We start from the raw sequence: 24,872 nt of genomic DNA, 5'->3' as shown, positions 1-24,872 counted from the left end.
GTCTCAGCCGAACGGGTGCTGGGCCGGCACGTCGCAGTCCTCGGCGGGGCGGGAGCGGCGACACGCTCGGCGACTGCTGGCAGAACCGGGCTGTCCCGGCTCGGCGGCCTGCTCGCCGGCGTCGGCAGCGCCGGCCTTGGACCGACGCTGGACGCCCTTGGCCTCGGCCACCTCGTCGGCACGGACAGGTTCGAGGTCCTCGACGAGCTCATCACCCTCGTCGCCGGCGACGCGTCCGACGTCGAATCCCAGGCGGCTCGCGACGCGGCGTGCGACGTCCTCGACGAGCTGTATGCCGACGCAGACACGTGGCAGGAGCTGGAAGCGACCGGCGTCTCCGCCGAGCAGCTCCAGGCCCTCCTCACCTTGTTCGTCGCGAAGTACGTCTATAACCGGCTGCCGGTACTCGCGGAACGACTAGCTCGGCTCATGGACCCGACCGCCGTAAAGGAAGCCGACCAGCAGATCGTCGGGATGATCCACGACCTCGTATCGCTGCGGATGCCCGAGGACCCCTGACGTTCGATTGGGGCGGCGCCGCCGGCAGGACATTCGCCGACGACGCAGTGCGCGAGGTCTACGAACTCCTCAGCGAGCTTGGCGGAGAGGACGAGAAGTGAGGTCCTACCTGGTGCGCACGGACGCCAGCGCCGACCCAGACACGCACGGCGCGACGGTCCTCGACTGGGGACCCGGCTCGACGGCGGCAAGCATCGACTGCAGCCCTGACTTCTTCGACGGCTGGCGGCCCACACGCCAGGCCGCCGACCTATTCCTGCTGGCTGCCGCGGCCTACTGCGTCGACAAGGTGAGCCCCCGCCAGGAGGCTCTCGACGCCTGGACCCGCGACCTCCGCCTCGCCGTTCCGGTCCAGGTCCCAGACGGGTTCGGCGCCGACCTATTCGACCGCGCGTTGTCGTTCCTGACGGGCGACATCTGGCGGCTCTCCGCCTACGAGTCTGCGGCCGACCCGCTCGCGGCCCTGCCCGTGCTGATGCCGGCGTTGCTCCCCTCGTCGACATCGACGGCGTCTCCCTGTTCTCCGGGGGCCTGGACTCCCTCTGCGGCGTCATCGATCTGCTCGAGGCCGATCCCGCCTTACGGCTTGGGCTGGTGGCGCACTATGACGGTGGTCACGCGTCCTCGAAGCAGACGGTTCTGCATAAGCGCCTTTCGGACGTCTACGGAGCCCACCGCGTCGTCCTGCGGCGGCTTTGGCTTCGCCCGGCAGCTCGCGATCCCCGCCAGGAGCATCCGTCGCCGCCGCCCGTCGAGACCACGACCCGTGGCCGCTCGCTGCTGTTCTTGGCAGCCGCGCTCGCGCTGGCCTCGTCCATCTCGCCGGAGGCGCCGGTGTATCTACCCGAGAACGGCTACATCGCTCTCAACGTCCCGCTGACACGAGCCCGCACGGGCAGCGCCAGCACCCGGACGACGCACCCGCACTTCCTGCGGCTGTTCGGCGAGGCAGCGCGCGGCGCGGGCGTCCGGAACCCGTTGCTCAACCCCTGCTCGCTCAAGACGAAGGGCGAGATGCTGCGCGACTCGCGGAACCCGGAGCTGCTCCGGGAGCTCGCGCCGCTCACGGTCTCGTGCTCCCACCCGGAAGCAGCCCGGATGCAGGACCGTCCGCAGGGCAACTGCGGCTACTGCTTTCCTTGCCTCATCCGGCGGGCGTCTCTCGCCGTGCCGGGCTGGGACGACGCGGAGTACGCCTGGGACGCGCTCACGGACAGCGGCCTTATCGACGAGACGGACCGGCAGCGTGGAGCCGATCTGCGAGCGGTCCTGAACGGCGCTTTCGGCGAGCGTCCCGACTCTGATTTGCTGCGCAATGCGCCGCTGCCGGCCGGCTCCCACGCCGACCACCTCGCCGTCTGGCGGAGGGGTAACGAAGAGCTCCGGTCTTGGCTCAAGGCAGGAGCCCAGGGCTCGCTGGCCGCCGTCGTGGCCCGGCTGCCGTGATCCGGCTCCTGGACACGCACTGCCACGTGGACGCCTACCCGGACCCCCGGGCGGTCCTAGTGGAAGCCGACGCGGCAGGGGTCGACGTCGTCGCGGTTAGCGAGACCCCGGAGGCGTACCGGCGGTTGAGGACACGGCTCGGCAGGGCGTCGGGCGTCTCCGTCGCTCTCGGTTTGCACCCGGCCAGTCGGTTGGCCGCAGCAGCGGGGCAGCTCGAACGGTTTCTCCGGATGTTGCCGGACGCCCCTGGATCGGCGAGGTCGGTCTCGACTTCGCGCCCGGCACCGACCGCCGCGAGCGGACCCGGCAGGTCCACGCCTTCGCCGCCGTGCTCGACCACGGTCTCTCGAGAGCGAAGCCGATGACGGTGCACAGCCGTGGCGCCGCCAAGGAAACCGTCGAGCTGCTGGCCCAGGCCGGTCAACGCGCGCTGCTGCACTGGTACAGCGGCGACCTCGCAACCGCTGACGACGCCTTCACGGCCGGCTTGTGGTTCTCCGTCAACCCCTCCATGACGCGGAGCAAGAAGGGACGCTCACTGATCGACCGGCTCCCCCGCCAACGGGTTCTCTGCGAAACCGACGGCCCGTATTGCACCACGGGAGGCAGACCGGCTCATCCAGCCGACGTCACCGCGGTCGCCCGATCTCTCGCCGAAGCCTGGTCATGCTCAGAAGCAGACGCTCGATCGCTCCTGTCCTCCAATGCGGTCGCCTTCCTCGACGGAGCGCCCAGCGAGCTGCCTTGATCGCACGCCCGCAACGCGCGACCCGGCACCCGTCTCGGCTTTGATCGACGCCACACCAGCCGGAAGGCCGGTTCCGTCGCCAGATGCCGAACCTCCTATGGGAATGGTGGGGTCCGGGGATCATCGGCTGTCCGTCCCGTAAGACCCGCTCGAGATCCCCGGTGACCGGGGGCTATGCCGGGCAAGTGGTCTGGCTCCCCGGGCGCGACACTGCGGCTGGCTGCCGCTGCCGAATGGCGCGGGCCGTCTGCCCGCTGGGGAGCGCACTGATTGTCCTACCGCCGTCTGCACGGCTATTCGAAGTTGCGCAAGTTCGTCGGTCCACCCGTAGAGGTTCGCGCCTCCGGGCCACCTGCGTCGTTGATCAGCTCGCTCTGTTTATCCACTGTCGGCGGAAGAGGATCTCGGCGGTTCTGGGTGGTAGGTCTTCCTCGACCTCGGCCTCGTGATTGGCCAGAATGCGGGCGACGTAGGCGTCGGCCTCGGCCCTGTTGTCTTGGGCGTCGCAGGCGGCGACCAGGTCGAGCAGCGGCACGTCCTCGTAGCTGCCGGCTTTCAGCGCCACATGAGCGGCGTCCGCGGCAAGCTCGGGCTCGCCTGCGGCGAGGTGGTGCGTCGCGACGGTGTGCGCCACGTCAACGATCATGGCGGCGTACTCGTGGTCGAGCCGGGAGTTCTCCTCGACGAGCCAGCTGTACCCGCCCGGCGCACCCTGCCGCGACGTGGGCAGGTCGAACGGCGGCCCGGTGACCAGGTCGAGAGCGGCCTGCAGGTCGGCGATGCCGTCGACACCGCGGGCCAGCCCGCGAACTCGCAGTCGACGGAACAGCTCAGCGTCGATAAGGACGTCGTCGATGCGATAGCGGCCGACCCCGCCGGCGGTGACGCCGGACGGCAGGTAGTCCGCGCCCGTCGCCGGGTTGGTGCCCAGCCAGGCGCGCACGATCGAGATCGACTGCCGCACCTTGGTCTTGCCGACGACATCGGGCTCGTTGGGCCAGATCGCGGTGGCGTAGCGCTCGCTGGTCACGCTGCCGGGCCTGGTGGCCAGGTAGGCGACGATCTCGGTGTAGAACTGCCGCCGCGGGTTGCGCTCGGGCAGCGTTCCCTGCGCCCGCACTTCGACCGGGCCGAGCAGGGTCAACTTCGGCCGCGGGCAGGACGGGTCGGCCCAGTCGACGAGGTCGGCATCCAGGGCAGGGTCGGCGACCTCGACCTGGTCACGAGTACCGGCATCGGTCGCCGGAGCCAGTGCCTGCAGGTCCTGCTCAGTGGTCGCGGCTCGATCCAAATATGTCTGCGCGGACAGCGGCAACACCGAGTTGGCCATCCACGGCGAGGTGTCTGCTAGGCCGAGCAGCGGGACGCCGTCGTCCGCTCCGGCCACAGCTGGTGGCTGCCGCCGCTCGGAAAGGGCCGGGTCGACTCGGAGGCTCCCGCAGGCGTCGGCGTGCTTGTCCCAGGGCTCGTCACCGTGCGCTGGTGGGATGGGTCGGTCGTTGGGTACGGCGGCCAGCGCGAGCACCCGAGCCAGCTGCGCGGCCTCGTCGGCCGGGATCTGCTGCGCGATCAGCTCGACTCCCAAGGCGGGGATGCTGAGCATGCCGGCCTCGTCGACAGTCAGCTGCCAGCGACCGGCGTCCGCGTGGTCCGGGTCGTCGATCAGCACCAACGCGGCCGCGCCGCGGCGCGCTGCTGCTCCATGGCGGTCAGCAGCCGTTCCAGCACGGCGCTGTCCTCGGCCACAGCCGGGGCGATGAGCAGCACGTGCGGCGCCCACGCGTCGCCGGCCACGTCACGCAACCGGCCCGACAGCACGTCGACGTCGGCGATATGCATGACTTCGGTGACCGATTCGAGGTGGCCGTCGAGCGCCGCGATCGCCTTCTCGACGTCGTCGGTGTAGGTCAGCCGGTCGGGATTGATCTGGGCCAACTCCTGGCCGAAGCCGACCAGGGTCACCTGCAACATCTCCGACCACGTGTTGTGCGCGAGCTCGGCAGCGAGGAACCGGGCCAGGTTCAGGCAGCGTTCGGCGTCCCCGGACAGGGACAGGGTCGCGACCCGTTCCAGGTCGAGCAGCCAGTGCTCGCCCTCGGCCGTGTAGCCCACCGACGTGAGCATGGGGAACGGTGCGAAGAAGTAGGCCCGCTGCTTCTCGTCATAGGTCAGCGGATCGCCGCGCCGGATCGACCAGCGGGTGCCCGCCCGGTCCACCGTCCACGGCTCCGGGGCCTCCGAGGCCGGCTCGGTGAGTACCAGAGTCAGCACGTCGTCGGTCATGCAGGCCGCCACCACGTCGGGCAGACGAGCACCGTCGACCTCGCCAGGGCCTGCACCAGGGCCCGCAGCGCATGGTCCAGCCAGGTGACGTCGGCACTGCCGACGCTGCCGGCCTCCTGCAGTGCTCGTTCGACGTGCAGCAGCTCCGGTGGCGTGCTGCCGATCGTGCGGCCGGGACGTCGCTGCCGGAACTGCCGACGGCGATAGCGCAGCAGCGCGGTCAGCGAGGCCCCGGCCAGCAGCAGCCCACCGCCGGCGGCGAAGGCGATCATCGGCAGCTCCGAGGCGCTACCCGTCGAGGACTCGTCAGGCCTCGCGGGCGACGGCTCGACGCTGTTCGGTGCAGCCGTGGGAGACGAGGTCGGGGCGTTAGTGGCCGGACCGGGCGCGGCCGGAGGCGGCGCATTGGTGCCCGGCGTGGTCGAGTCGGCTGGAGCGGAGGTGCTCGGGGGTGGCGCTGAAGGCGGTGCTGGCTCGGTCGTGGGCGATGCCGGCTCGGCTGCAGGAGGCACCGGTGCGCTGGGCGCAGGCGTCGCGGGACTGGTTGGGTCAGGGATGCTCAGCGTCCAGCCCGGTCGGATCAGCGACGGGTCGGTGAAGGTGGCACCTCCGGGTTGGCTGCGTCCCCGGTTGAGCTCCCAGGCTTGTCGCCAGTTGTGCCCGCTGCCGGTAATCTCCTCCGTGAGGTCCCACAGGGTGTCACCGGGTTCCACCGTGACGTCCTCGACGGTCATCGCGGTGTTCGGGGCCGAACCCTCGACGGCAGGCCGACCGCGTCGGGCGGCAGCACCAACACCGTGCCCGGGAAGATCTCGTTGTCCGGACCGACCGCAGTCGGGTTGAGCCTGGCGATCTCCGGATACCGCAGCGGTTCCCCGAGATACCGCTCGGCCAGCGCCCACAAGGTGTCTCGGCGCTGCACCTGGTAGGTCGTGGTCGCGGCCGGAGGCCCGTGCTCGTCCGGCATGAAGTAGGCGGCCGGTGTCTGCGCTGCGACCGGTGCGCTCGCGTGCTGCGCCGGAGCCGGGACGACGGTGGATGTAGCCGCGACCGGCAACGGCGGCACTGTTGCGGTGGATGCGGGGGCGCCGGGGGCCAACGGAGCGACGGTGAAGCCGACCGCGACGGCGGCGACCAGGGCGGCTGCTGGCCGCTGGAAGATGCCGAGCCCGGGCAGCGCCGGAACCGGTCGTGCGCGGGCGAAGGCCACGATTTCCGCCACTGTCGCGGCGGTGAACAGTGCCCAGCACACCCACACGCCAGCCGCGAGGACGAGTCCAGCGAGCTGTCCGTTGTCGCGGGACGTCAGGACGGCGCCGACCTCGTCCAGCGACGGCAGGCTATGCGGCACCAGATGCAGCACCGCCATCAGCACCGGTACGCCGACGACGACGGCGATCAGCGCCACGAGGGCACCCGTGGCCTTGAGCAGGCGGGCGGCGTGGCCGGTCACGACAGGCCCTCACCGCTGGTGACCCCAACCAGCAGCTGGGCGGTGCGCACGCGGGTATGGCTGACGGGGATGCCGAGCAGAGGTGTCGAGTCGGTGACGGTCACGCTGACCTCGACGATGCCGGGGCCGGTGACGGTCACCGTGCCAGTCGCACCGGCTTGGTCGAGATAGGAGCGGGCCGCGGTCGCCGCCAACTGCGCGTCGGTGCTGCCACCGGTGGGAACCGGGCCGATGGCGATGCTGGCCGCGCGGGCTGCCTCAGCCGAGTACGTGTCGGCGCGGTTGGCGGCCTGGATCGCGGTCCCGGCGTCGACGAGTGCGGTGACCAGGACGCCGACGATGAGCACGATGAAGCAGAACAGCACGGCCACCGAGCCGCGGTCGTCCCGGAGTTGAGCGCTGGCTCTGGGGCGGGGTGTCACGACAGGTCCCTGGCCGGGTCGAGTGGGCTGGTGGCGCTGTCGTGCAGCGTTCGGGAGCCCGGCAGGCCGGCAACTCCACCGAGGTCGGACATGTTGACGGTGCACGACACGGCGACGGTGACCGATGCCGAGGCGCCCGGCGGCGCGGTGAACTCGGAGGTGTCGACGCTGACCTGGACGTCGATGCAGTGCAGGCCCTGGCTGGTCAGTGCGGTGGTGGCGGTATCGGTGGCGATCTGCTGAGCCGCTGCGGCCGATCGGGCCAGCGAGGCGTCCCGCGCCGCGATCCCGGCAACGCCGCTGATGCGGTCGCCGGCCAGCGCGATCCGGGCGCCGACCACCAGCATGGCCACCAGGAGGAGTCCGACCGGCAGCAGGATCGCCAGCTCCACCGACTCCGAGCCTCGGTCGTCCCGCCACCGCCGTCGGCGGCCGTTCGGAGCCGGCTGCAGGTCGCGGCTCATGGCGAGTCCGGGGTGGTGAAGCGTTCCTTGCCGCGCACCACGGTGACATCGACGGTCGGGGCGAACCCGGGCAGCGGGATCACGTTGGGCACGCTGGCGGTGACGTGCACCGAAACCGTGGTCGCGGTGTCGGACTCGGTCACCGAGTAGCCGGTGATGGCGCCGGTCCCGAGTCTGGCCAGGTACGTGTCCGCCGCCGCCTGCCCCGCTCCCCGGCCGCCCCGTGGACGCTGGCGGCGCGGGCTCCGACGTGCGCCGCGGCGTCGGCCGCTTCCCGGGCGAAGTACCACATCGCGAGCTGCGGGCCGGCCAGCAGCAACGCGACGATGATGGGGAAGAGGATCGCGAACTCGACGCTGGATGAGCCCCGCTCGCTTCCGCGGCCGCCGTGTCGGCGGGAGCCTCGGCGCGCGACCGGACCGCGCGGCGAGGATGCCGCACGGTTCCGAGTGCGCGTCTCGAGCATGGAAGGGCTGCCGGTTCTACTGGAACAACGACGTCTTACTGGCCACGAACGCGATGGCCGCTGCGCTGACCGCGCCGCCGAGAGCGATGGCCAGGATGACCATGAACGCCTTCTCCGAGGAGTCCGAGCCTCGGTCGTCAGCGACCTGTTCGGCGCGCAGCCAGGCCAGGATCGACAGGGCCATGACAGACAGGGCCGTGACGCACTGCGCCACGACGGCCTGGGCGCCCCGGCGTCGGATGGTGAGCTGGAACATCGGAAACCTCCGGGTAGGCGGTGCGGTCATGACGAGATCCCGAACATGCGGAGCATGAAGGGGACGAGCACGAACAGGGTCAGACCCGTGACCAGCAGGGCCAGCGGGCGCGACATCCGCTCACTGACCTGGTTGGCCTCGGTACGGGCGTCGGACAGCTCGGCGTGCCGAAGCGTGCGGGCGCTGGCCAGCAGGGTGTTGTAGACCGAGGCGCCGTCGGCAGCCACTGCCGCGATGTCGGCAAGGTTCCGCAGCTCGGCGACCTGTAGCTCCTCGCCGAGGTCGCGCAGCTCCCCCACGGTTTGCGGCCGGACAGCGCTGCGCGGCGGATGGCGCGGCGCATGCGGACGAACGGCATGCTGCCCGAGATCTCGGCGGCCTCCTCCAGTGCCTGCTCCACCGAGCCCCGCGCCCGACGTTCACCGGCCACCAGGGTGAGGAAGGACTCCAGGTTGCTCCGGAACTCCACCCGCGCCTTGTCCGCCGCCTCACGGGCCTCGGCCGAGGGCAGGAACCACCCGACGACGGCGATCCCCAGCCCGACCGCAGCGGGCAGCACGAAGGGCACCGGAACGTCGAGCAGCACGAACACCAGGCCGAACAGCGACGGAGCGAGCAAGCCGGCGAGCGCCAGGGTCAGCTTGCGGGCCGCGAGCTGAGCGCGGGTCCAGCCAATGATCGCCAAGTCGGCGTCCGAGACGCCCAGATGCCCGTCCAACGCCCGCGCCACCGGCACCGGCAGCCAGTCCCACCGGTCTCGGGTGGACGTCGTCACCGCCGGCGCCGTTCGCGCGGTCGGCTCGGCCGCCAACTGCTCCAGTGCGGCCACCAGTGACGGCGGCGCCGGACGCAGTGCACGGACCGCGAGGACGAGGCCGCCCGCGATGAGCATCCCGGCGAGAGTGGCCGTCTGCAGCCCGGTCACCGGTGCACCAGAGCCGGGTCCGGGTCGAAGAGCACCCGCGGGGCTTGACCGGGTCGGACAACCGGCGCATCCACCGCAGCGACGTCGCGAAGATCGCCACCACTGCCAGCAGGGCGATCTGCCCGAACGGCGTCGAGTAGCCCGAGAGGAACGTCCGGGCGAACAGCGTCATCCCGACCACCAGCACCAGGGTCACCACGACGATGGTGCGCATGTTCGACCGCGGCTTGGCGCGTTCGGCCTCCACCTCGCGGACCATGCGGGAGCGGTCGTCGAGGTCGGTGGCCAGCGCGGTGAGCACTTCGGCGAGCCCCGGCCCGCCGTTGCGCTCCCGCAGGATGAGCACCATGGCGATCTTCTCGGCGGCCGGGTCGTCGATCTCGCGGGCGAACTGGCGCAGCGCCGTCTCGGTGCCCTGCGGCCCCATCCTGGTCACCAGGTTGGTGACCGCCGGTGCGATCGGCTCCGGCACCGAGTTCAGGGAGCGACGCAGCGCATCGCGCGTCGACCCGGCGGCGCCGGAGCTGATGAGGTCGGCCAGCCGCCGCGTCCAGTCCGCCAGCGCCTCGGACGTGGCGATCAGTCGCTTGGCCTCCTTGCCGCCGCCGAGCACCTTCGGAATGAACACGACACCGCCGGCAGCGCCCAGCGCCGCGGCCGGCCAGCCAGTGACCAGCAGGACGAGCACGCCGGCGGCCAGCGCACCGAGGAACAGCGGAGTGGCCCCCGCCGCGAGGACGAGCGCACCGACGGCGAGCGCTCCGGCAGGAAGGAGACGCCGCGCACCGCCCCGACGACGCCGACCAGGCCGGCCGCGAGCAGCAACCCGGCCAGGGTCAGGAGCAGGCCACCGGCCGTCACGACGCACGCTCGCGGCGGTGAGGACCGGTGTGCCAATCCGAGGCGCCCGGGTGCAGCCAGTTCAGATCGAAGCCGACCGCGGTCAGCCGCTCGGCCAGCGACTCGCTGAGCATCCCCGGCCCCGTGGCCTGGGCGCGCCCGTCCTCGGCGCGCGGCGCGAAGATCGGCTTGAGGTCCGGCCGACCGGAGTCGCCGATCGGGCCGAGTTCGTAGATGCCCGAGACGTACCGGGCGTAGTCACGGTCGCGATGCACGTGCACGACCAGGCTCAGGGCGGCCAGCGAGCGCAGCACCAGCTCCGGGGACGGGGCCGGATGCGCCTTCAGCGCGTTGATCAGCACCTTGTCGAACACGCCGTCGGCCGACGGTGAGTGGATCGTGCACATGACCGACGAGATGCCGCTGGTCGCGGCCTCCAGCAGATAGGTGACGTAGGCGCCGCGGACCTCCCCACGAGCACCCAGGTTGGGGACGCGCGCAGCGCCAGGTGCAGCGCATCCCCCATGTCGAACCCGCCTCTGCCTTCGGCGTTGGGTAGCCGGGACTCGAACGGTCGGCACACCGCGTGCCGCCTGACCAGCTGCCGGCGTTCGGGGTCCCACCGAGGCAGGTGCAGACCCAGCTCCCGCTCGTCCTCCACGGTGATGACCACGTTGTTCCACGGGATGGCGTTGCCCAGCGCGCGCAGCAGCGTTGTCTTGCCGACCCCGGCGCTCCGCTCACCAGCGGAGATGCGCCGGCGATGATCGCCGCATGCAGGAAGGCTCGCACCGGTGAGTCGACCATGTTCATCTCGTGCAGGTCGTCGAGGCTCGGATCACTGAACCGGTGCACCCGGATCACCCCGGCTGGGCGCGGCAGCACGTCGATAGCCGCCTGCAGCCGCGCGCCGAGCTCGGTCACGCCCTTCAGCCGCACGTTCAGGATGGGGCTGGCCGAGGAGAACTCGCGGCTGGTCTGACCGTCGTCCGACCGTGAACCGATCGACCGCAGCAGCTGCTCGAGCTCCTCGTCGCTGGAGGCGATCGACGGCCCGGGCACGAGTTGGCCGCTGGCCATCCGCAGCATCGTCGGCTCGCAGCCCTCGAAGTGGATGTCCTCCACGTCGTCTCGGGCCATCAGGGGAGCCAGTCGCCCCAGCCCGTCCAGCTCGGCCAGCACGGCCGCGAAGATCCTGTCCTCGGTGGTCAATTCCGGCGCCGGACGGCCGCGATTGGCCTCGTGCAACAGCCACTGGTCGTACTCATCGCGGATCAACTTCCGGGTCAGCTCGCGCCGCGGGCCCGGGGCGTAGTTCCTGTCCTCCACCGTCAACCGGGTCGACACCCGGTCACGCAACTCCACCACGACGCGGTACTCGGTGCTGGTGAGCTCCTTGGTGTCGGCTGGTGTGGCGTCGACCGGCGCGGCCACCGCAGCCAGCGGCTCTGGCGGCGGCAGCGGCGGACGCTCGCGGGCGGGCCGCGGCAGATCGGGGGCGGCAGGCACTTCCAGCCGCGGCGACGCGGTGTCCTCGTTCCTCATCCGGCCACCACCTCGGCGACACGGGACGCCTCCGTCGGACTGGTCAGCGTCTTGGCCAGGGACGACGCCGCGCGCAGCAGTGCGGACCGTTGCAGCGTCTTCGGGCTGACCGTCGCGCCGTCGGAGAGCGCCTGCGCTGCGGTCCGGTCATAGGGCAACGTGCCCGCCAGCGGTAGGTCCAACGCCTTGGCGACTTCGCCGGCGGAGTACGGCCCGTCCCCAACCACGAGTGCCGTGACCTTCGCCAAATCGCCGAGCTCGTGTCGCAGTCGTTGCGTCGCATCCTGCGCCGCGTGCACCGACCGCACGCTGGGCCGCACCGCCAGCAGCACGCGGTCGGCGGCCCGCAGCACCGGCCAGCAGCCGCGCTCGGTCACCAGTCGTCCGGCGTCGACCAAGGCGTCCCGCCCGATCGACGCGCTCGACGTGTGCAGGGCCGAGGCCAGCCGCTCCCATGCGTCGGCGGTGAACGAGGTGCCCTGCGCGGCGGTCGTCACTCCTGGAACCAGCCACACCTGCGGCTGCTCGGGAAGCTGCACCGCATGCTGGGCGACCATCGTGGCGGCCTGCATCGCCGGGACACCCCGCCGGGCCGCCGTCGACCATGACAGGAGTCCCCGGTCGGCGCCGACCCGGCCGGCCAGCAGCCCCGGCGCCATGTCTCCGCCGGCCGGGTCACAGTCGGCGACCAGCAATGGCCCGGGCCACGCCAGGGCCAACGCCCAGGTCGAGGTGGTCACCCGGGCGCCGCCTTGCCCGAGGCCACGACGGTGAGCATCAGCTCACCGCCCCGCCGGTAGCACGATCAGCGCCAGGTTGCCGGTCGAGGCCAGCTCGGCCACACGCACGCCATCGTCCGCGCTGACCCGTACGTCGATCACCGTCACTTGTGTGGCCTGGTTGAGCGGCCCGACCTCGGCGACCGTCGCGTCGATCGGCTGATCGGGCGCGCCGTTGGTCACGCCGGTCGGGGTACCGCTGCCACCGGTCGAGCCGGTGCTGCCGGGCGTCGCCACGATCAGCACCTGCTGCCCCGGGCTCAGCCCTCGGGACGGGAACTGCCCTCCCGCATCGGCAGGGCGACCAGCATCTCCCCGCCGCGAACCCGCTATCCGGGCCGACCTGGGCGCCGGTCAGCAGCTCTCCCCGGCTCAGCGGCACCTGGGCGACCATCCCGACGATCTGAGACCGCTGCGAGGCAGGGATCGGTGACAGGTTGGGATCCGACGTCACGTTCGCGACCGCCAGGTCCTCCGCGGTGATCGTGGAGCCCAGTTGCACATCCCGGGCGACTGCCAGCACCTCGGTGCGCGAGGTGAGCATCTGGCCGGCTGCGAAGGCCAGCAGGCCACCGAGCAGCACGACCAGCACGCTCAGGACCAGCGACTTGCGGCTGGCACGTCTCCTCGCCGCTGCGCTTCGCACCGGAGGAGCCGGCGGCGGCGCGGCCTCTGGCGCCGGAGCCGGACGGCGCCCGGCCGCCGACGACGCCACCCCGTCGACCCGCGTCGTCACCTGATCACCACCGACTGCACCTCCGCCACCGCGAACGTCGCGTTCGAGGTCGTCGTCAGATCTGGCAGCATGCCGGTGGCGCCCGTCGACGACGTCCAGGTGACCGACCACTGGATGCCGTACGTCGCCGTCACCCGCTCACCGGGCTGGTGGATCGATGACTGCGGGTACCGGTAGTCACAGCCCGCCGGCGACGCGGCCCACACCCCGTCGCCCGGCTGCCAGGCCACACCAGGACCCGAGCACGACACCGCGGCAGCTCCATCGCCCGGCGTGAACGACAGCGCCGTCGGCGTCACGCTCACCTCCGCCCACACGCCTCCAGCGTCGGCACGCGCGGTCAGCGCTCGGAACGATTCCGGGTCGGTCCAGAACCAGGTGTAGGCGTTCACGACCGTGAACGGCTGCCCGTCCTGCAGGGTGCCTGCCGGATACCGGCCCTCGTCGGTGACGGCACCGTCAGGGTGCTCAACGCCTGTCGCGCGAGCTGTGCTGGATCGACCGCGGCCGGAGCCGCCGGCGGGGTCGCCGACCAGAAGGTGAAGCCGTTGGTACCGGGGAACGCACCACCGCCGGTGTAGAAGAGGCAGCTGTAGATGGCGCCGTCCGTGCGACCGCCCCAGATGGGTGAGTCCTTCGGAGGCTGTTGGGCCATTGCCTCCGCGTAGCACTGCATGTCCTGTGCCCACCATGCCTGGCCGTCCTGGCAGGGAATGACGCTGCCGGAGGGGCTGACCGTGCAGACAGCCGCAGGCGTGCCGCCACCGCCGCCGGGAGTTGTTGCGCCCGGTGGGGCCGCCGTCCCACCGTCATCCTCGGCCGTCTCGACCTCGACCACACAGATGCCGTGCGAGTCGTACTGCTGGCAGGTCGCCGGATCAGCGACAGCAGCCGGCGAGAGGACCAGCCCGGCGCACATCCACAGCAGCGCACCCGCCAGGGCGAGGGCTACTCGTCGCATGACTGCGCCTGCCTGTTCGGAGCCTCCCTGACCCGCCAGGACGACGTGTCCGGATAGTTCGGGTTCACCACGGTGAGTTGCTGGACGAGGTACCGCGGACGGTCGGGAGGCACGATCGACTGTCCGGTGGCGTCGACCGCGTCGACCTGGCTCACGTCGACGCAGGCGGTGACGACGACGGTCGGGAAGACAGGTGACGGCGAAGCGGCGGGACTGTTGGAGAGGTCGACGCTGGCGGCGGATGCAGTCACCAGCTGCGACCGACCGGTCTGGCGGTAGCCCTGGGAACGGAACTTCCCGATGGCCGTGGCCTGCGCAGTGGCTTCCGGAGCCACGGCGACCTGGTAGATCCCGTCGAGCGGGAGTGACGGGTCGAGGTACAGGTCGTCGATCGTCCGCAGGTACTCCGGGACGAGTTCGACCGCCGCTGCCTGCGCTTCCTCGACGGGGCTCGGCGCGGTCGGCGAGGGAATGGGTGTCCCGGTGGTCGACGTCCCGGAAGTCGGCGAACTCGACGGGCCGGACTCGGACGACGAGGAACAACCCGAGGCCGTCAGCGCCAGGAGCACCGCGGCCGCTCCTGCCGTCGCGCGTATCACCGCCATGCCTGGTCACCCCCAGCGCGTCACCGTCCGTCGACCGAGGTTGCCCTCCGTGTTGAGCGGACGTGTGACCGCCGTCGCCTTCCACCCTTTCGGGTGACAGTTCGTCCCTGAGTTCGTCACTCGCCCTCCCCGTCTGGGTGTATCGCGCGCTGATGACACGCTGCCGCACCGCAAGCTGGGGTGGCGCAGATATCCACAGGGTCGGCGCGGCGAGGAACAGGACGAGATTCCTGTGGAGTTCGAGGGTGGCCACCGGCGGATGAACGACATGTGGATGGTCGCCTCGGTGGCGGGAGCGCTGGTCGGCGCCACAGCTACGCCCTGGCTCACTGCCCACGGGCTCGCGCAGCTGGCGCGGATCGACGCTGCCCGTCCGGGCCTGACGCTGGCCAGCGCCGTCGCCGGCGGCGGGGCGGGAGCCGCGGCGATCGTGACGTCCCACCGTTCGGAGACGTGGTGGCTGGTGCCTGCGCTGCTGGTCTGGGGATGTGCCTTGGTCGCCGCGGCCTCCTGCGATGCGGTCACCCAGCGCATCCCGACACCACTCGTCCGGCAGGCCGCCGTCGGCACCGGCGTACTGCTGACCGTCGGCTTCGCCGTGCACGGTGACTGGCTCGGCCTGCTCGTCAGCGGCCTCGCTGCTGCGGCGGCGGGAGTCGTCCTGCTGTTGTGCTGGCGGTTCGCGGGAGCAGGGTTCGGTGACGTTCGCCTGGCTGTGCTCGGTGGTCTGGGTCTCGGACACGCCACGCATCGGGGCTTGTTGTTGGCCCTCGCCGCCTTCTCTTTGATCACCGTGACGCAGGCCGTGATCACTTTGATGCGGGGCGGGGACCGCCGGGGCACCTTCCCTACGGCCCTGCGCTCGCGGCGGGCTTTCTGCTCGCGGCCACCCTCTGACTGTGACGTCCATCCGAAACCGTTGGCGGTGGGTTCCCCGAGCAACATCGCTGGCACGGCAGCAGGGCGCCGGTCCCAGCGGCGCAAACTTCATCGCCCGCTTCCATCACCGCGCAAGGCGCGTAGGACGAGCTCGGCCACGCTGCTCCGGTCAGTCGCTGGTCTCTTTGGTTCCTGTGGCCGTAATCTCGCCTCGACGCCATGCGCGTCCCGCGGGGACTGGGGGCGCCGCGCCCGGGTGGTCACGGCTTGTCGAATCGGGCTTCGGCGCGGTCGGCTCTGCTGCGCTGCACGCGGGCTTCGTCGCGCGCCGTGTTGAGCTCGCCGCGCAACTCGGCGAGTTCCTCGCGCAGTCGTCGGTTCTCCTCCTCGTGACGGGCACGCAGGTCGTCGGCTCGCTGGTGGCCATGGGTCTTCTCACGTTCGGCGTCGTGTACGGCGGCGTCCCGCTGGGCGGTCATCGCCGCCAGCTTGCCGCGCAGGTCGCTGACCTCGTCACGGAGGTCTGCGGCTTGCCGGTCAGCCTGCGCCAGGCCCCGGCGTACCGACTCGACCGCAACCTCGGCTCGGGTGGCGCGCACCGACTCGGCGTCGGCCCGCTCGACAGCGTTGCGGGATCGCTCTTCCGCCTCGGACTGCGCGACCATCGCGGCTTCCGCTCGTCGGATCGCGCCGTCGCGGTCGCCGTGTGCCTCGACGAGCCGAGCCCGGACGACGGTGAGCTTCTCGGCCAGATCGGCCGACTTCGCGGCGGACTGCTTCCGCTCTGCATCCACGGCCGCGAGGGCGTCGGCCAGCTCGGCGTTCAGCCTCTCTCGCTCGGTCTCGGCCTCCGTCAGCTGCTGGCGAGCCTCTTCGAGCCCGGTACGGAGCTGCTCGCTCATGCCAGAGGCCTCCTCAGCAGCGGCGTCGGCCTCCGCGCGCTCGGCCTCGGCGCGCTGTTGCGCTTGCTCAGCCCGGCTGGCGCGGGCCGCGGCGGTCGCGACCTGCTCGGCCGCCTCACTGGTCACAATTTCGATCTGCAGCTCGGCGGTCTCCGGATCGGCCACCGTCCGCAGCTCCTCGAGCAACCCCTCAGCTGCTGATCCAAGTGCTCGATCATGCCGGCGATCTGGCCGTGCAACTCACTTGCCCGCTGTCGCGTGGCATCGATCGGCCGCTGCTCGATCCCGGTCGCGTGCCCGGACTGCTCCCTGCGCAGCCGGCGACGGGCGTGCCAGGCGGCGGTCCGATTGTGCGCGCTGTCGTCGCAGTACTCCGGCGGCCGACCGGCCCCTGCCTGCGAGGCCGCCGCTAGCCGCCGGCAGCCGGGGAACCGACAGGTACGCCGTTCGGTTTCAGTTACGTCGCTCATAACGCAAAGCTGCACCGACGTAATGACGACAGAACGAGATTCGGCAGTTCCTGTGGAGAGCGAAACCGCTTCCACATCCCCAGGCTGAGGCCTGTCTCTCCGTGCTCCCCCAACGCCCGGTCTACGACCGGCCCGCCCGGGTGGTGCCAGCTGGGATATCGGCCCGACCTGGCAAGTGGAACCCGAGCCGGAGAACACCAGCAAGGTTAAGGTGCGGTTACTGGCCGAAGGGGCCGGGCCGTACCCGGGGAGTTCGAGGCCCGCCACATCGATCGGCACGGCCCCGGGTGGGAGGCCGTGGCCAGGGGCGTCGGCCACGACGACGGCTGGCCGCTGTACCTGGCCCGGTACGCCGCCCTGTTCAGCGAGGCCGGCTGATGCCGCCGATCACCGTCCGCACCGAGGTCGACCGGCCCGCCGAAGCCGCGTTCGCCTACGCCACCGACGCGTCCCGGTTCCCGGAGTGGCAGGCAGGGGTGGTCAGCGGCCACCTCGAGGACTCCGCAGGCGGCCCCGCTGTGGGCGCTCGGTGCGTCACCGTCCGCCGCATCGGTGGCGCCGAGCGGGCCTCGACGTCTGAGCTGGTCCGCCTTGACCCGCCGCGGGCGTGGGCGGTGCGTGGCCTCGACGGCCCCATCCGGGCCGCGGTCGACGTGACCGTCGAATCACTCGACGCCGACCGCTCAACGGTGGCGATCGCGGTGGACTTCACCGGCCACGGCATCGGCAGAGTGCTGGCGACGTTGCTCGTCCGCCGCCAGGCGTGCAAGGAGATGCCGGCCAACATCGCCCGGCTCAAGGAACCATCGAGCAGTCCACCAGCTGACCCGCGCCGCGGAGCACGGGTCAGCGACTGGCTGCCGCGATCTGCCACACCGGGCCGCGATGAGTTCGGGTCGGCCGCATCCCGTGGTCGGCGAGCACTGAAAGCATCGCGGCCGGCGGGTGAGCGAAGGTGCGGAACTGCCGGTCACTCAGGCGCAGCAGCGTATTCTGCGTGGCCACGAACGCGCGCGAAGCGAGATTGCGCGGCGGAAAGCTGAACACCAGCTGTCGGCGAGCATCGTCGGCGGCCACCCCGAGCAGCGTCGCGTAGTCGGGGTAGCAGCAGACGACCCGGTGCAGGACCACGATGTCGGCCGGCTCAACCGCGGCCGGATCGGCGGAGATGTCGACCAGGCGATGCACCGTGCGGCCGGTCACACCCGCCTCGGCTGCGAGCGCCGCCGCCTCCTGCTGGTAGTTGGGTGAGAGCTCGAGGTTGGTCACGGTCGCCGCCCCTGGTGGAGCAGCTCGAGCCCGATCTCGCCGACCCCGCCGCCGATCTCCAGCACCGTCGCGTCGCGCACGCCGTTCCCGGTGAGCAGGTCGACCATCCGGCGGGCGGCCTTGTCCAGCCCCTCTTCCGATAGCGGGCCGCCATCCGTTGCGCGAACCGGTCGTCGAACATCCGGTCGCAGCCGCGGGGATCACAGCAGCCAGCCATGGCCGGACTATCCCACCGACCCGGCCGAACTCGAAGTCCTCGATGGACGTCTGTGAGTCTCGTACATCCGAACGGCGACGACGGCGGCGGAAACGGCACTGATTCCTGCGGCGGCCCAGACGGCGGCGTCCAGTCCCACCAGGTCGGCCACGATTCCGCCAAGGACGGCGCCCACGGCGTAGCCGAGGTCGCGCCAGACCCGGTAGACGCCCACGGCCCGCCCCCGCCAGGCCGGGTGCGCCACGTCGCCGATCACCGCCAGCAGGGTGGGGTAGACCATCGCGGTGCCGGCCCCGAGCAGCACGGTGCCCGCGGCCCAGCCGGTGAAGCCGTTGGAGGCGGCGATGACCGCCAGGGCGGCGGCCTGGGTGGTCATGCCCGCGGTGATCAGGTGCTTGCGCCCGATCCGGTCGGAGAGGGCGCCAGTGATGAGCTGCCCGGCGCCCCAGACTCCGGGGTAAAGGGCGAAGAGCAGGCCGATCTGGGCGACCGGCAGGTCGGCGGTGGCAAAGAGCAGCGGGAACAGGCCCCAGGACAGGCCGAAGTTGAGGTTGTTGACCAGGCCGGCCTGACTGGCCGCCGACAGCGCGGGCTCGGTGAGACTGGTCTGGACGAAGATCTGCCGGTCAGTGAGGTCGGCGTGCAGGTGATCGTGGATGCCGTCGGCACGAGGTGTGTGCTGCCCGGCTTCGAGGCGGGCGTGGCCGCGGGTCTCGCGGATGAACACACCGGAGAGCAGCAACGCCAGGGCGGTGTAGGCGATGCCGAGCAGGAACGGCGCCGGCCGCAGGCCGTATTGCTCGGCCAGGTAGCCGGCGAGCAAGGAGGTGACCGCGACCGCGCCGTAGCCGGCCGCTTCGTTGAGGCCCATCGCCATTCCTCGTCGGGCGGGGCCGACCAGGTCGATCTTCATCACCACGGTGGTCGACCAGGTCAGTCCCTGATTGATGCCGAGCAGCACGTTCGCGGCCACGACCCAGCCCCAGTTCGGGGCGAGAATCAGCATCAGCGGCACCGGGATGGCGAACAGCCATCCCACCAGCAGCACAGGCTTGCGGCCGAAGCGGTCGGAGAACGTGCCGGCGAACCAGTTGGCAGCCGCCTTCGTGATCCCGAACGCGGCCACGTAGGTGAAGATGAACGTGTAGCCGGTGAGCCCGAACTCGTCTTGGGCGAGCAGTGGCAGCACGGTCTGCTGCTGGCCGACCATGCCGCCGACCAGGGCGTTGACCGCGACCAGCAGCGCGAACTGGGCCGCGTTCTCGCGCAGGCCCAGCCGCGGCGGCCGGGACGTGGGCACCGTGGCCTCGTTGGATATGGAGGGGCGCTGGCTCATGCCCGCCATCCCCGGACCAGGTTGTCGCCGGTGGTTTCCGCCCAATCCTCCGGGCCGCCGGTGAGCACGGCGATGTCCGGTCGTCCCGCCTTCGCCAGCACACTTGCTGCGCCCATGGCCCGCTCTCCGTGGCCGCACATCACGACCGTGGGCCGGGTGGGCAGCTCCCCGGCCTGCTGGGCGATCGCGCCGAGCTCAATGTGGCGTGCACCGGGGATGTGCCCGGCGGCGTACTCACTCTCCTGCCGGACGTCGAGCACCTCGACGTCGCCGCGCCGAGCGGCGAGTTGCTCGGCGTCCAGGAGACGCACTCCTTCCACTGGTCGTCCGTCCGCTGTCCAGGCCGCCATGCCGCCGGCCAGCTCCCCGAGGATCCGTTCGTAGCCGATCTTGAGCGACTGCCAAACGATCTCCGCAAGGTCCTGATCCTGGTTGCGCACGATGATCAGCGGGCCGCCGAAGGGGACCAACCAGCCGAGCCAGGTGGCGAACTGGTCGCGCAGTAGGATCGAAATGGCGCCGGGGACATGGGCCTGGCCGTAGTCGGCGATCGGCCGGACGTCGACCACCGTCGTCCCCTCACCGCGCAGCTGCTCCACCATCGACGCGGTGAGGAGGTCGACCCGATGGGCACTGGAGGTGTGGAGCACCCGCGGCCCGCGCCGGTTCAGCTCGCCCAGGTGGTCGAAGTACTCCGGGTAGCTGCCCAGCGAGTTAATGAGGGCCTGCACGAAAGGGTCCTCGTCGGTCGCCTTCAGTAGCGCATTGTGCGTCTTCTCGGTGCCGATGGTGCTGGTGCGCTGGGCGCCGGGTGGCGCGGAGCAGAAAGAGCCGGCGCCATGGGTGGGCCACAGCGCCACGTCGTCACCCAGGCGGGCTAGACGCTGCAGGGATCGGTACTGGGCGCGGGCGAGCTCCTCGGTCCGCTCTTGTCCGAGCAGGTCCGTCCGCGCGGCCGAGCCGACGATCAGCGAGCCACCGGAGAAGACACCCAGTGGCGCGGCGCCGTCGAGGAGCACGTAGGAGAGGTGCTCGTCGGTGTGACCGGGAGTGAAGAGGGCGCGCAGGCGGAGTCCGCCCAGATCGACCTCGTCCTCGTCGTCGAGTCCGAGGTGGTCGAAGTCCCGGCGCCCCCGGGCAGAGGCGATGACCTGGGCACCGGTGTCTCGAGCCAGTTGGAGGGCGCCGGACAGGAAGTCGGCGTGCAGGTGGGTGTCGACGGCATACGCGACCGTGAGCCCGCGGTGCGCGGCGACTGCGTTCAGGGACCGCAGGTCACGGCTGGCGTCGATGGCAAGCCCTCGGCCGTCACCCAGGTCGACCAGATACGCGCTGTTTCCGAGCCCCTCGTCCACCACTGGGACCACATCGACCGACATGGCAGCCCATCCTCTCGTGTTCCAACGATTTATGGAACAGTAGCCCCTCGTGGAGGATCGATGAACAAGACCGAGCTGTACGACGCGATGGCACGCACCGGGAAAGCACTGGCCAGCGGCCGACGACTGGAGATGCTTGAGCTGCTGGCCCAGGGCGAGCGCTCGGTGCAGGACCTGGCCACCGTCGGTGCCCTGAACCTGACCACGGCATCAGCGCACCTACAGGTGCTTCGGGACGCCGGGCTGGTCGCTTCCCGCCGAGAGGGCACCAAGGTCTTCTACCGGCTCAGCGGCGACGACGTCGCGGCGCTGGTGTCGCAGATGTTCGCCGTGGCCGAGGCCCACCGACCCGACGTGCGCTCGGCGAAGGCCGCCTACCTGCCCGACGACGTGCGGGTGATGACCCGCGAAGAGGTCACAACGGCGGCCGGATCCGGTGAGGTGGTGCTGCTCGACGTCCGTCCCTCAGAGGAGTTCGCAGCCGGACACCTGCCCGGCGCAGTCTCCATCCCGCTGCCGGAACTGGCGGCGCGCCTCGAGGAGATTCCCGCCGACGTCGAGGTGGTCGCCTACTGCCGGGGCCGCTACTGCGTGATGTCCTACGAAGCGGTTCACCTGCTCACCAACCGCGGTCGCAGCGCGACGCTGCTGGCTGACGGGATTCTGGAGTGGCGCTCCGACGAGGCCGGCGCGAGCGACCGTCAGGTGGGTGCACCATGACCACCGCTCAACCCACCTCTGCAGCCCTGGCTGCGCAGACAGAGCCGCCCGAGCAGCGCCGCACGCTCATCACCCTGGTGCTGGCTCAGATCCTCAGCGGTGCGGGACTCGCCGCTGGCGTCACCGTGGGCGCCCTGCTCGCCGAGGACATGCTCGACAGCAGCAGCCTGGCCGGTGTGCCCAGCGCCCTGTTCACGATCGGCTCGGCTGCGGCCGCGGTCAGCGTCGGACGCGTCAGCCAACGCCTGGGCCGTCGCGCCGGGCTCAGCGCCGGCTACGCCGTCGGTGCACTGGGCAGCCTCGGTGTCGTGATCGCAGCAGCCGCGGGCAACGTCGGGCTGCTGTTCGTCTCCCTGTTCGTCTACGGCGCCGGCACGGCCACGAACCTGCAGGCCCGCTACGCCGGAGCCGACCTCGCCTCCCCGCCCGCCGAGGCCGAGCCGTGAGCACCGTGCTGGTGGCCACCACCGTCGGCGCGGTGGTCGGCCCCAACATGGTCACCGCCACCGGCCGTTTCGCCGAGTCCATCGGCGTTCCCGGTCTCGCCGGGCCCTTCATGCTCGCCGGTCTCGCCTACGCCGCCGCGGGTGTCGTGCTGTTCGTGCTGCTGCGCCCCGATCCGCTCCTGCTCGCCCGCGACCGCGCCGACCAGGCCAGCGCCGCGGCGCGCGCCAGCGGGAACGCCGCACCGGAGCCGGCACCCGGCCGGGCCAGCGGCTGGTCCCCGCAGTCGCCGTCGGCGCCGGAATCCAAGTGCTCACCCAGCTGATCATGGTTGCGATCATGACCATGACCCCCGTCTACATGCTGCATCACGGCCACGGGGTCGGTGCCGCCGGCACCGTCATTGCCACGCACATCGCAGCTATGTATCTGCCCTCACCCCTGTCGGGGTGGCTGGTCGACCGCTTCGGACGTCTGACGATCGCTGTCGCGTCCGGCCTCACCCTGCTCAGCGCCGGCCTGCTCGCCGCCTTCGCACCCACGGAGTCGGTGTTCCTGCTCGCGGTCGCCCTGGGTCTGTTGGGGCTGGGCTGGAACCTCGGCCTGGTCAGCGGGACCGCGGTCATCACCGACACCGTTCCGCTGGCCACCCGGGCCCGCACCCAGGGTTCGGTGGACCTGTGCATCGCCATCGCCGGAGCAGGCGGTGGGCTGGGCTCAGGCCTGGTCGTGCACGCCAGCAGCTACGCCACCCTCGCCGTCGGCGGCGGTGTCCTGGCCCTGGCGATCATCCCGTTCGTGGCCTTCACGAGGCCGCGCCCCACAGCCGTGAACGTGTCGTCGTGAGCGCACCCGAGGCCCGTCAGCGGCTGCTGGATCACCTGGCCGCACTTGGCATCGACGCGCCCATCGTCGGCTACCCGGCCCACTCCACCGTGGAGGAAGGCAAGGCGCTGCGCGCTCAGATGGCCGGCACGTTCACCAAGAACCTGCTGCTGCGGGACAAGAAGTCCCGGCTCTTCCTGCTCTCAGCCCAAGAAGACACCGCCGTCGACCTGAAGACGCTGCACACCAGGATCGGCGCGCAAGGCCGCCTCGGCTTCGCCGCACCCGATTTCGTGCGGACCCTCCTCGACGTCGAGCCAGGCACCGTCACGCCGCTGGCGCTGCTGAATGACACTGACGGTGCGGTCACCTTCGTCATCGAGAAGGACCTGCTCGACGCCGAACAGGTGAACTTCCACCCGATGATCCAGACCGAGAGCATCGGATTGAGCCCGGCACAGCTCACGGCCTTCCTGGACTCCTGCGCCCACCCGCCGCTGGCCGTGTCACTGGCCTGAGCGCCTTGAGCCGGCCTGTTCCCACGCCTCGTTGCCCCGCCGCCTGCGCCACCGACCCCTCGACGAACGGAGAGTCATCGTGACCCACACACCCGGCCAATCGACCCGCGCCATCCACGGGACCAGCCTCAAGGACCCCCACGGCGCCCCCACCTGCCGATTTACAACACCACGACGTTCGCCTTCGAGGACACCGCGGCGCTGCTGGACGTGGTCGAGGGCCGCAAGGCCGGCTCCCTCTACACCCGCTACGGGCTCAACCCGACGACCTTCGCGCTGGAAGAGACGATGGCCGCCGTCGAGGGAGCCGAAGCCGCCCTTGCCTTCTGCTCCGGCATGGCCGCCGAAGCTGCGCTCTTCGCCCAGTACGGCCGCGAGGGCATCGTCTGCCTCGGTGACGCCTACGGCGGCACGCTCGAACTGCTCGCCGACCAGCTGCCTCACCTGGGCATCAACACGACGTTCCTGCTCGGGTCCGAGCTCGATCAGCTGGAAGGCGCGCTGCAAGCCGGCGCGCGCCTGATCTTCCTCGAGACCCCGACCAACCCAGCGCTGGAGATCTTCGACGTCGCCGCCATCTCCGCGCTCGCCCACCAACACGGGGCACTCGTCGCGGTGGACAACACGTTCGCGTCGCCGGTCAACCAGCGGCCGCTGAAGCTGGGCGCCGACTTCGTCGTGTACTCCGCCACCAAGTACCTCGGTGGGCACTCCGACGTCACCGCCGGCTTCCTGCTCGGCAGCGCTGAGCTGGTCACCCCGGTCTGGGGTTGGCGCAAGAACCTCGGCACGACGATCGGCCCGGAGCCCGCGTCGTTACTGGCCCGCAGCCTGCGCACTCTGACCATCCGCGTCCAGGCGCAGAACGCCTCCGCGCAAGCCATCGCCGATGCCCTGGAAGCCGATCCGCGCGTCGCTCGGGTGCTCTACCCGGGCCTGCCCTCCTTCCCCGGCCACGCGCTTGCCGCCAAGCAGATGAGCGGCTTCGGCGGCATTCTCACCATCGAGGTCAACGCCGACGGCGCGACTACCAGCCGAGTCGCGGACCGCCTTGCGCTGTTCTCCCTGGCGCCGAGCTTGGGCGGGGCCGAGAGCCTGGCCACCCAGCCGGTGACCACCACCCACCACGGACTGTCGGAGCCGGAGCGTGAGCGGCGCGGCATCACCGATTCCATGGTGCGTCTCTCCGTCGGCCTGGAAGACACCGCCGATCTGATCGCCGACCTCACCGAGGCACTCAACGAGGTGACCCGATGATCTCCTCCACCAGCGCCGTGGACCACCGAATCGCCCCACAAGAGGATGGCTCCGGGAAAGCATCCAAGACCATTTAGTTCCCCACGGCGCCTGCTTCGGGTGCGGAAGCACCAACGCGCAGGGGCTGCAGCTCCACAGCTTCCCCGCTGAGACGGGCCTAAAGGCGACCACCGGCCTTGGCTCTTTCGTGGTCTGACAACGAGAGCTC

Annotated in this window: 32 protein-coding genes and 2 pseudogenes; 10 read left to right on the top strand and 24 right to left on the bottom strand. The window is 70.9% G+C overall.

Translation table 11 applies throughout. From position 1 onward, the window contains the following. The first annotated feature begins 15 nt into the window (after positions 1 to 15). From U6N30_RS08660 to U6N30_RS08650, 3 genes are all read left to right on the top strand, one after another. Positions 16 to 519 carry a hypothetical protein gene (locus U6N30_RS08660; protein ID WP_324276952.1) on the top strand — a complete coding sequence of 168 codons (504 nt, stop codon included), beginning with the start codon at positions 16 to 18 and terminating at the stop codon, positions 517 to 519. A gap of 594 nt (positions 520 to 1,113) precedes the next feature. Next, positions 1,114 to 1,965 (top strand): hypothetical protein, encoded by an 852-nt coding sequence (locus U6N30_RS08655; protein ID WP_324276951.1) that lies wholly within the window; start codon positions 1,114 to 1,116, stop codon positions 1,963 to 1,965. A 250-nt stretch (positions 1,966 to 2,215) separates the two neighbouring features. Then, on the top strand, positions 2,216 to 2,713 hold the full coding sequence (locus U6N30_RS08650) for a TatD family hydrolase (protein ID WP_324278211.1): 498 nt from the start codon (positions 2,216 to 2,218) through the stop codon (positions 2,711 to 2,713). A gap of 364 nt (positions 2,714 to 3,077) precedes the next feature. On the opposite strand, the gene U6N30_RS08645 is transcribed toward U6N30_RS08650, so the two are convergent. From U6N30_RS08645 to U6N30_RS08545, 21 genes and pseudogenes are all read right to left on the bottom strand, one after another. Then, entirely contained in the window at positions 3,078 to 4,382 is a 1,305-nt protein-coding gene (locus U6N30_RS08645) for an AfsR/SARP family transcriptional regulator (protein WP_324276950.1), read from the bottom strand. Continuing rightward, a complete protein-coding gene (locus U6N30_RS08640) occupies positions 4,376 to 4,996 on the bottom strand; it encodes a hypothetical protein (RefSeq protein ID WP_324276949.1) in 621 nt (206 codons plus the stop codon). Before U6N30_RS08640 ends, U6N30_RS08645 begins: the two co-directional genes overlap by 7 nt. Continuing rightward, positions 4,993 to 5,268, bottom strand: a complete 276-nt coding sequence (locus U6N30_RS08635) for a hypothetical protein (RefSeq protein WP_324276948.1) — start codon at positions 5,266 to 5,268, stop codon at positions 4,993 to 4,995. Before U6N30_RS08635 ends, U6N30_RS08640 begins: the two co-directional genes overlap by 4 nt. Before the next feature lie 458 nt (positions 5,269 to 5,726). Then, the gene (locus U6N30_RS08630; protein ID WP_324276947.1) at positions 5,727 to 6,449 is read right to left on the bottom strand and encodes a LysM peptidoglycan-binding domain-containing protein; all 723 of its coding nucleotides are present in this window, start codon (positions 6,447 to 6,449) and stop codon (positions 5,727 to 5,729) included. Continuing rightward, positions 6,446 to 6,820, bottom strand: coding sequence for a hypothetical protein (locus U6N30_RS08625; RefSeq protein WP_324276946.1), 375 nt, complete (start codon positions 6,818 to 6,820; stop codon positions 6,446 to 6,448). The genes U6N30_RS08630 and U6N30_RS08625 overlap by 4 nt, the downstream gene beginning before the upstream one ends. Before the next feature lie 47 nt (positions 6,821 to 6,867). Then, positions 6,868 to 7,263 (bottom strand): pilus assembly protein TadE, encoded by a 396-nt coding sequence (locus U6N30_RS08620; RefSeq protein WP_324276945.1) that lies wholly within the window; start codon positions 7,261 to 7,263, stop codon positions 6,868 to 6,870. A 68-nt stretch (positions 7,264 to 7,331) separates the two neighbouring features. Then, a complete protein-coding gene (locus tag U6N30_RS08615; RefSeq protein ID WP_324276944.1) occupies positions 7,332 to 7,478 on the bottom strand; it encodes a hypothetical protein in 147 nt (48 codons plus the stop codon). After that, complete coding sequence (locus U6N30_RS08610; RefSeq protein ID WP_324276943.1) at positions 7,475 to 7,801, bottom strand: TadE family protein; 327 nt, start codon at positions 7,799 to 7,801, stop codon at positions 7,475 to 7,477. Before U6N30_RS08610 ends, U6N30_RS08615 begins: the two co-directional genes overlap by 4 nt. A gap of 16 nt (positions 7,802 to 7,817) precedes the next feature. Then, complete coding sequence (locus U6N30_RS08605; protein WP_324276942.1) at positions 7,818 to 7,985, bottom strand: hypothetical protein; 168 nt, start codon at positions 7,983 to 7,985, stop codon at positions 7,818 to 7,820. Between the two features lie 98 nt (positions 7,986 to 8,083). Further along, positions 8,084 to 8,356 carry a hypothetical protein gene (locus U6N30_RS08600; protein ID WP_324276941.1) on the bottom strand — a complete coding sequence of 91 codons (273 nt, stop codon included), beginning with the start codon at positions 8,354 to 8,356 and terminating at the stop codon, positions 8,084 to 8,086. A gap of 189 nt (positions 8,357 to 8,545) precedes the next feature. Next, on the bottom strand, positions 8,546 to 9,610 hold the full coding sequence (locus U6N30_RS08595; protein WP_324276940.1) for a type II secretion system F family protein: 1,065 nt from the start codon (positions 9,608 to 9,610) through the stop codon (positions 8,546 to 8,548). Next, positions 9,562 to 9,843, bottom strand: a complete 282-nt coding sequence (locus U6N30_RS08590) for a hypothetical protein (RefSeq protein ID WP_324276939.1) — start codon at positions 9,841 to 9,843, stop codon at positions 9,562 to 9,564. Before U6N30_RS08590 ends, U6N30_RS08595 begins: the two co-directional genes overlap by 49 nt. Beyond that, on the bottom strand, positions 9,840 to 10,103 hold the full coding sequence (locus U6N30_RS08585; protein ID WP_324276938.1) for a hypothetical protein: 264 nt from the start codon (positions 10,101 to 10,103) through the stop codon (positions 9,840 to 9,842). Before U6N30_RS08585 ends, U6N30_RS08590 begins: the two co-directional genes overlap by 4 nt. Continuing rightward, positions 10,081 to 11,367 carry a hypothetical protein gene (locus U6N30_RS08580; RefSeq protein WP_324276937.1) on the bottom strand — a complete coding sequence of 429 codons (1,287 nt, stop codon included), beginning with the start codon at positions 11,365 to 11,367 and terminating at the stop codon, positions 10,081 to 10,083. Before U6N30_RS08580 ends, U6N30_RS08585 begins: the two co-directional genes overlap by 23 nt. After that, the gene (locus U6N30_RS08575) at positions 11,364 to 12,107 is read right to left on the bottom strand and encodes a CpaE/TadZ family protein (protein WP_324276936.1); all 744 of its coding nucleotides are present in this window, start codon (positions 12,105 to 12,107) and stop codon (positions 11,364 to 11,366) included. Before U6N30_RS08575 ends, U6N30_RS08580 begins: the two co-directional genes overlap by 4 nt. 42 nt (positions 12,108 to 12,149) lie before the next feature. After that, the gene (locus U6N30_RS08570) at positions 12,150 to 12,392 is read right to left on the bottom strand and encodes a hypothetical protein (RefSeq protein ID WP_324278667.1); all 243 of its coding nucleotides are present in this window, start codon (positions 12,390 to 12,392) and stop codon (positions 12,150 to 12,152) included. 154 nt (positions 12,393 to 12,546) lie between these two features. After that, positions 12,547 to 12,690: pseudogene (locus U6N30_RS08565) on the bottom strand (SAF domain-containing protein); the annotation flags it as partial. A gap of 188 nt (positions 12,691 to 12,878) precedes the next feature. Then, a complete protein-coding gene (locus tag U6N30_RS08560; protein ID WP_324276935.1) occupies positions 12,879 to 13,274 on the bottom strand; it encodes a hypothetical protein in 396 nt (131 codons plus the stop codon). Further along, entirely contained in the window at positions 13,271 to 13,843 is a 573-nt protein-coding gene (locus tag U6N30_RS08555; RefSeq protein ID WP_324276934.1) for a hypothetical protein, read from the bottom strand. Before U6N30_RS08555 ends, U6N30_RS08560 begins: the two co-directional genes overlap by 4 nt. Next, positions 13,831 to 14,448: a hypothetical protein gene (locus U6N30_RS08550; protein WP_324276933.1), complete on the bottom strand. Its 618-nt coding sequence runs from the start codon at positions 14,446 to 14,448 to the stop codon at positions 13,831 to 13,833. The genes U6N30_RS08555 and U6N30_RS08550 overlap by 13 nt, the downstream gene beginning before the upstream one ends. Positions 14,449 to 15,587: 1,139 nt before the next feature. Next, entirely contained in the window at positions 15,588 to 16,415 is an 828-nt protein-coding gene (locus tag U6N30_RS08545) for a coiled-coil domain-containing protein (protein WP_324276932.1), read from the bottom strand. Between the two features lie 661 nt (positions 16,416 to 17,076). On the opposite strand from U6N30_RS08545, the pseudogene U6N30_RS33625 reads away from it, so the two are divergent. Then, a pseudogene (locus U6N30_RS33625) lies at positions 17,077 to 17,490 on the top strand (SRPBCC family protein); the annotation flags it as partial. 55 nt (positions 17,491 to 17,545) lie between these two features. Here the strand turns inward: U6N30_RS33625 and U6N30_RS08540 are convergent. The 3 genes from U6N30_RS08540 to U6N30_RS08530 all read right to left on the bottom strand — a co-directional run bounded on the left by U6N30_RS08540 (position 17,546) and on the right by U6N30_RS08530 (position 20,540). Continuing rightward, entirely contained in the window at positions 17,546 to 17,968 is a 423-nt protein-coding gene (locus tag U6N30_RS08540) for a hypothetical protein (protein ID WP_324276931.1), read from the bottom strand. Positions 17,969 to 18,192: 224 nt separating this feature from the next. After that, the gene (locus U6N30_RS08535) at positions 18,193 to 19,530 is read right to left on the bottom strand and encodes an MFS transporter (RefSeq protein ID WP_324276930.1); all 1,338 of its coding nucleotides are present in this window, start codon (positions 19,528 to 19,530) and stop codon (positions 18,193 to 18,195) included. Then, positions 19,518 to 20,540: a rhodanese-like domain-containing protein gene (locus tag U6N30_RS08530; RefSeq protein ID WP_324276929.1), complete on the bottom strand. Its 1,023-nt coding sequence runs from the start codon at positions 20,538 to 20,540 to the stop codon at positions 19,518 to 19,520. The genes U6N30_RS08535 and U6N30_RS08530 overlap by 13 nt, the downstream gene beginning before the upstream one ends. Before the next feature lie 9 nt (positions 20,541 to 20,549). Here U6N30_RS08530 and U6N30_RS08525 point away from each other — a divergent pair, with 9 nt between their 5' ends. The 6 genes from U6N30_RS08525 to U6N30_RS08500 are packed head-to-tail and all read left to right on the top strand — an operon-like array spanning position 20,550 to position 24,664. Next, on the top strand, positions 20,550 to 21,620 hold the full coding sequence (locus U6N30_RS08525) for an ArsR/SmtB family transcription factor (RefSeq protein ID WP_324276928.1): 1,071 nt from the start codon (positions 20,550 to 20,552) through the stop codon (positions 21,618 to 21,620). Beyond that, positions 21,617 to 22,066: an MFS transporter gene (locus U6N30_RS08520; RefSeq protein ID WP_324276927.1), complete on the top strand. Its 450-nt coding sequence runs from the start codon at positions 21,617 to 21,619 to the stop codon at positions 22,064 to 22,066. The genes U6N30_RS08525 and U6N30_RS08520 overlap by 4 nt, the downstream gene beginning before the upstream one ends. Then, on the top strand, positions 22,063 to 22,389 hold the full coding sequence (locus U6N30_RS08515) for a hypothetical protein (protein WP_324276926.1): 327 nt from the start codon (positions 22,063 to 22,065) through the stop codon (positions 22,387 to 22,389). The genes U6N30_RS08520 and U6N30_RS08515 overlap by 4 nt, the downstream gene beginning before the upstream one ends. Next, the gene (locus tag U6N30_RS08510; RefSeq protein WP_324276925.1) at positions 22,374 to 22,910 is read left to right on the top strand and encodes an MFS transporter; all 537 of its coding nucleotides are present in this window, start codon (positions 22,374 to 22,376) and stop codon (positions 22,908 to 22,910) included. Before U6N30_RS08515 ends, U6N30_RS08510 begins: the two co-directional genes overlap by 16 nt. Next, positions 22,907 to 23,407, top strand: coding sequence for a prolyl-tRNA synthetase associated domain-containing protein (locus U6N30_RS08505; protein WP_324276924.1), 501 nt, complete (start codon positions 22,907 to 22,909; stop codon positions 23,405 to 23,407). Before U6N30_RS08510 ends, U6N30_RS08505 begins: the two co-directional genes overlap by 4 nt. Before the next feature lie 15 nt (positions 23,408 to 23,422). Continuing rightward, on the top strand, positions 23,423 to 24,664 hold the full coding sequence (locus U6N30_RS08500) for a trans-sulfuration enzyme family protein (RefSeq protein ID WP_324278210.1): 1,242 nt from the start codon (positions 23,423 to 23,425) through the stop codon (positions 24,662 to 24,664). Positions 24,665 to 24,872: the final 208 nt, after the last annotated feature.

This window comes from Blastococcus brunescens (assembly GCF_035320885.1).
Lineage (GTDB): Bacteria > Actinomycetota > Actinomycetes > Mycobacteriales > Geodermatophilaceae > Blastococcus_B > Blastococcus_B brunescens.
The sequence above is the reverse complement of the archived record's forward strand: the minus strand, read 5'-3'. Positions and strand labels throughout refer to the sequence as shown.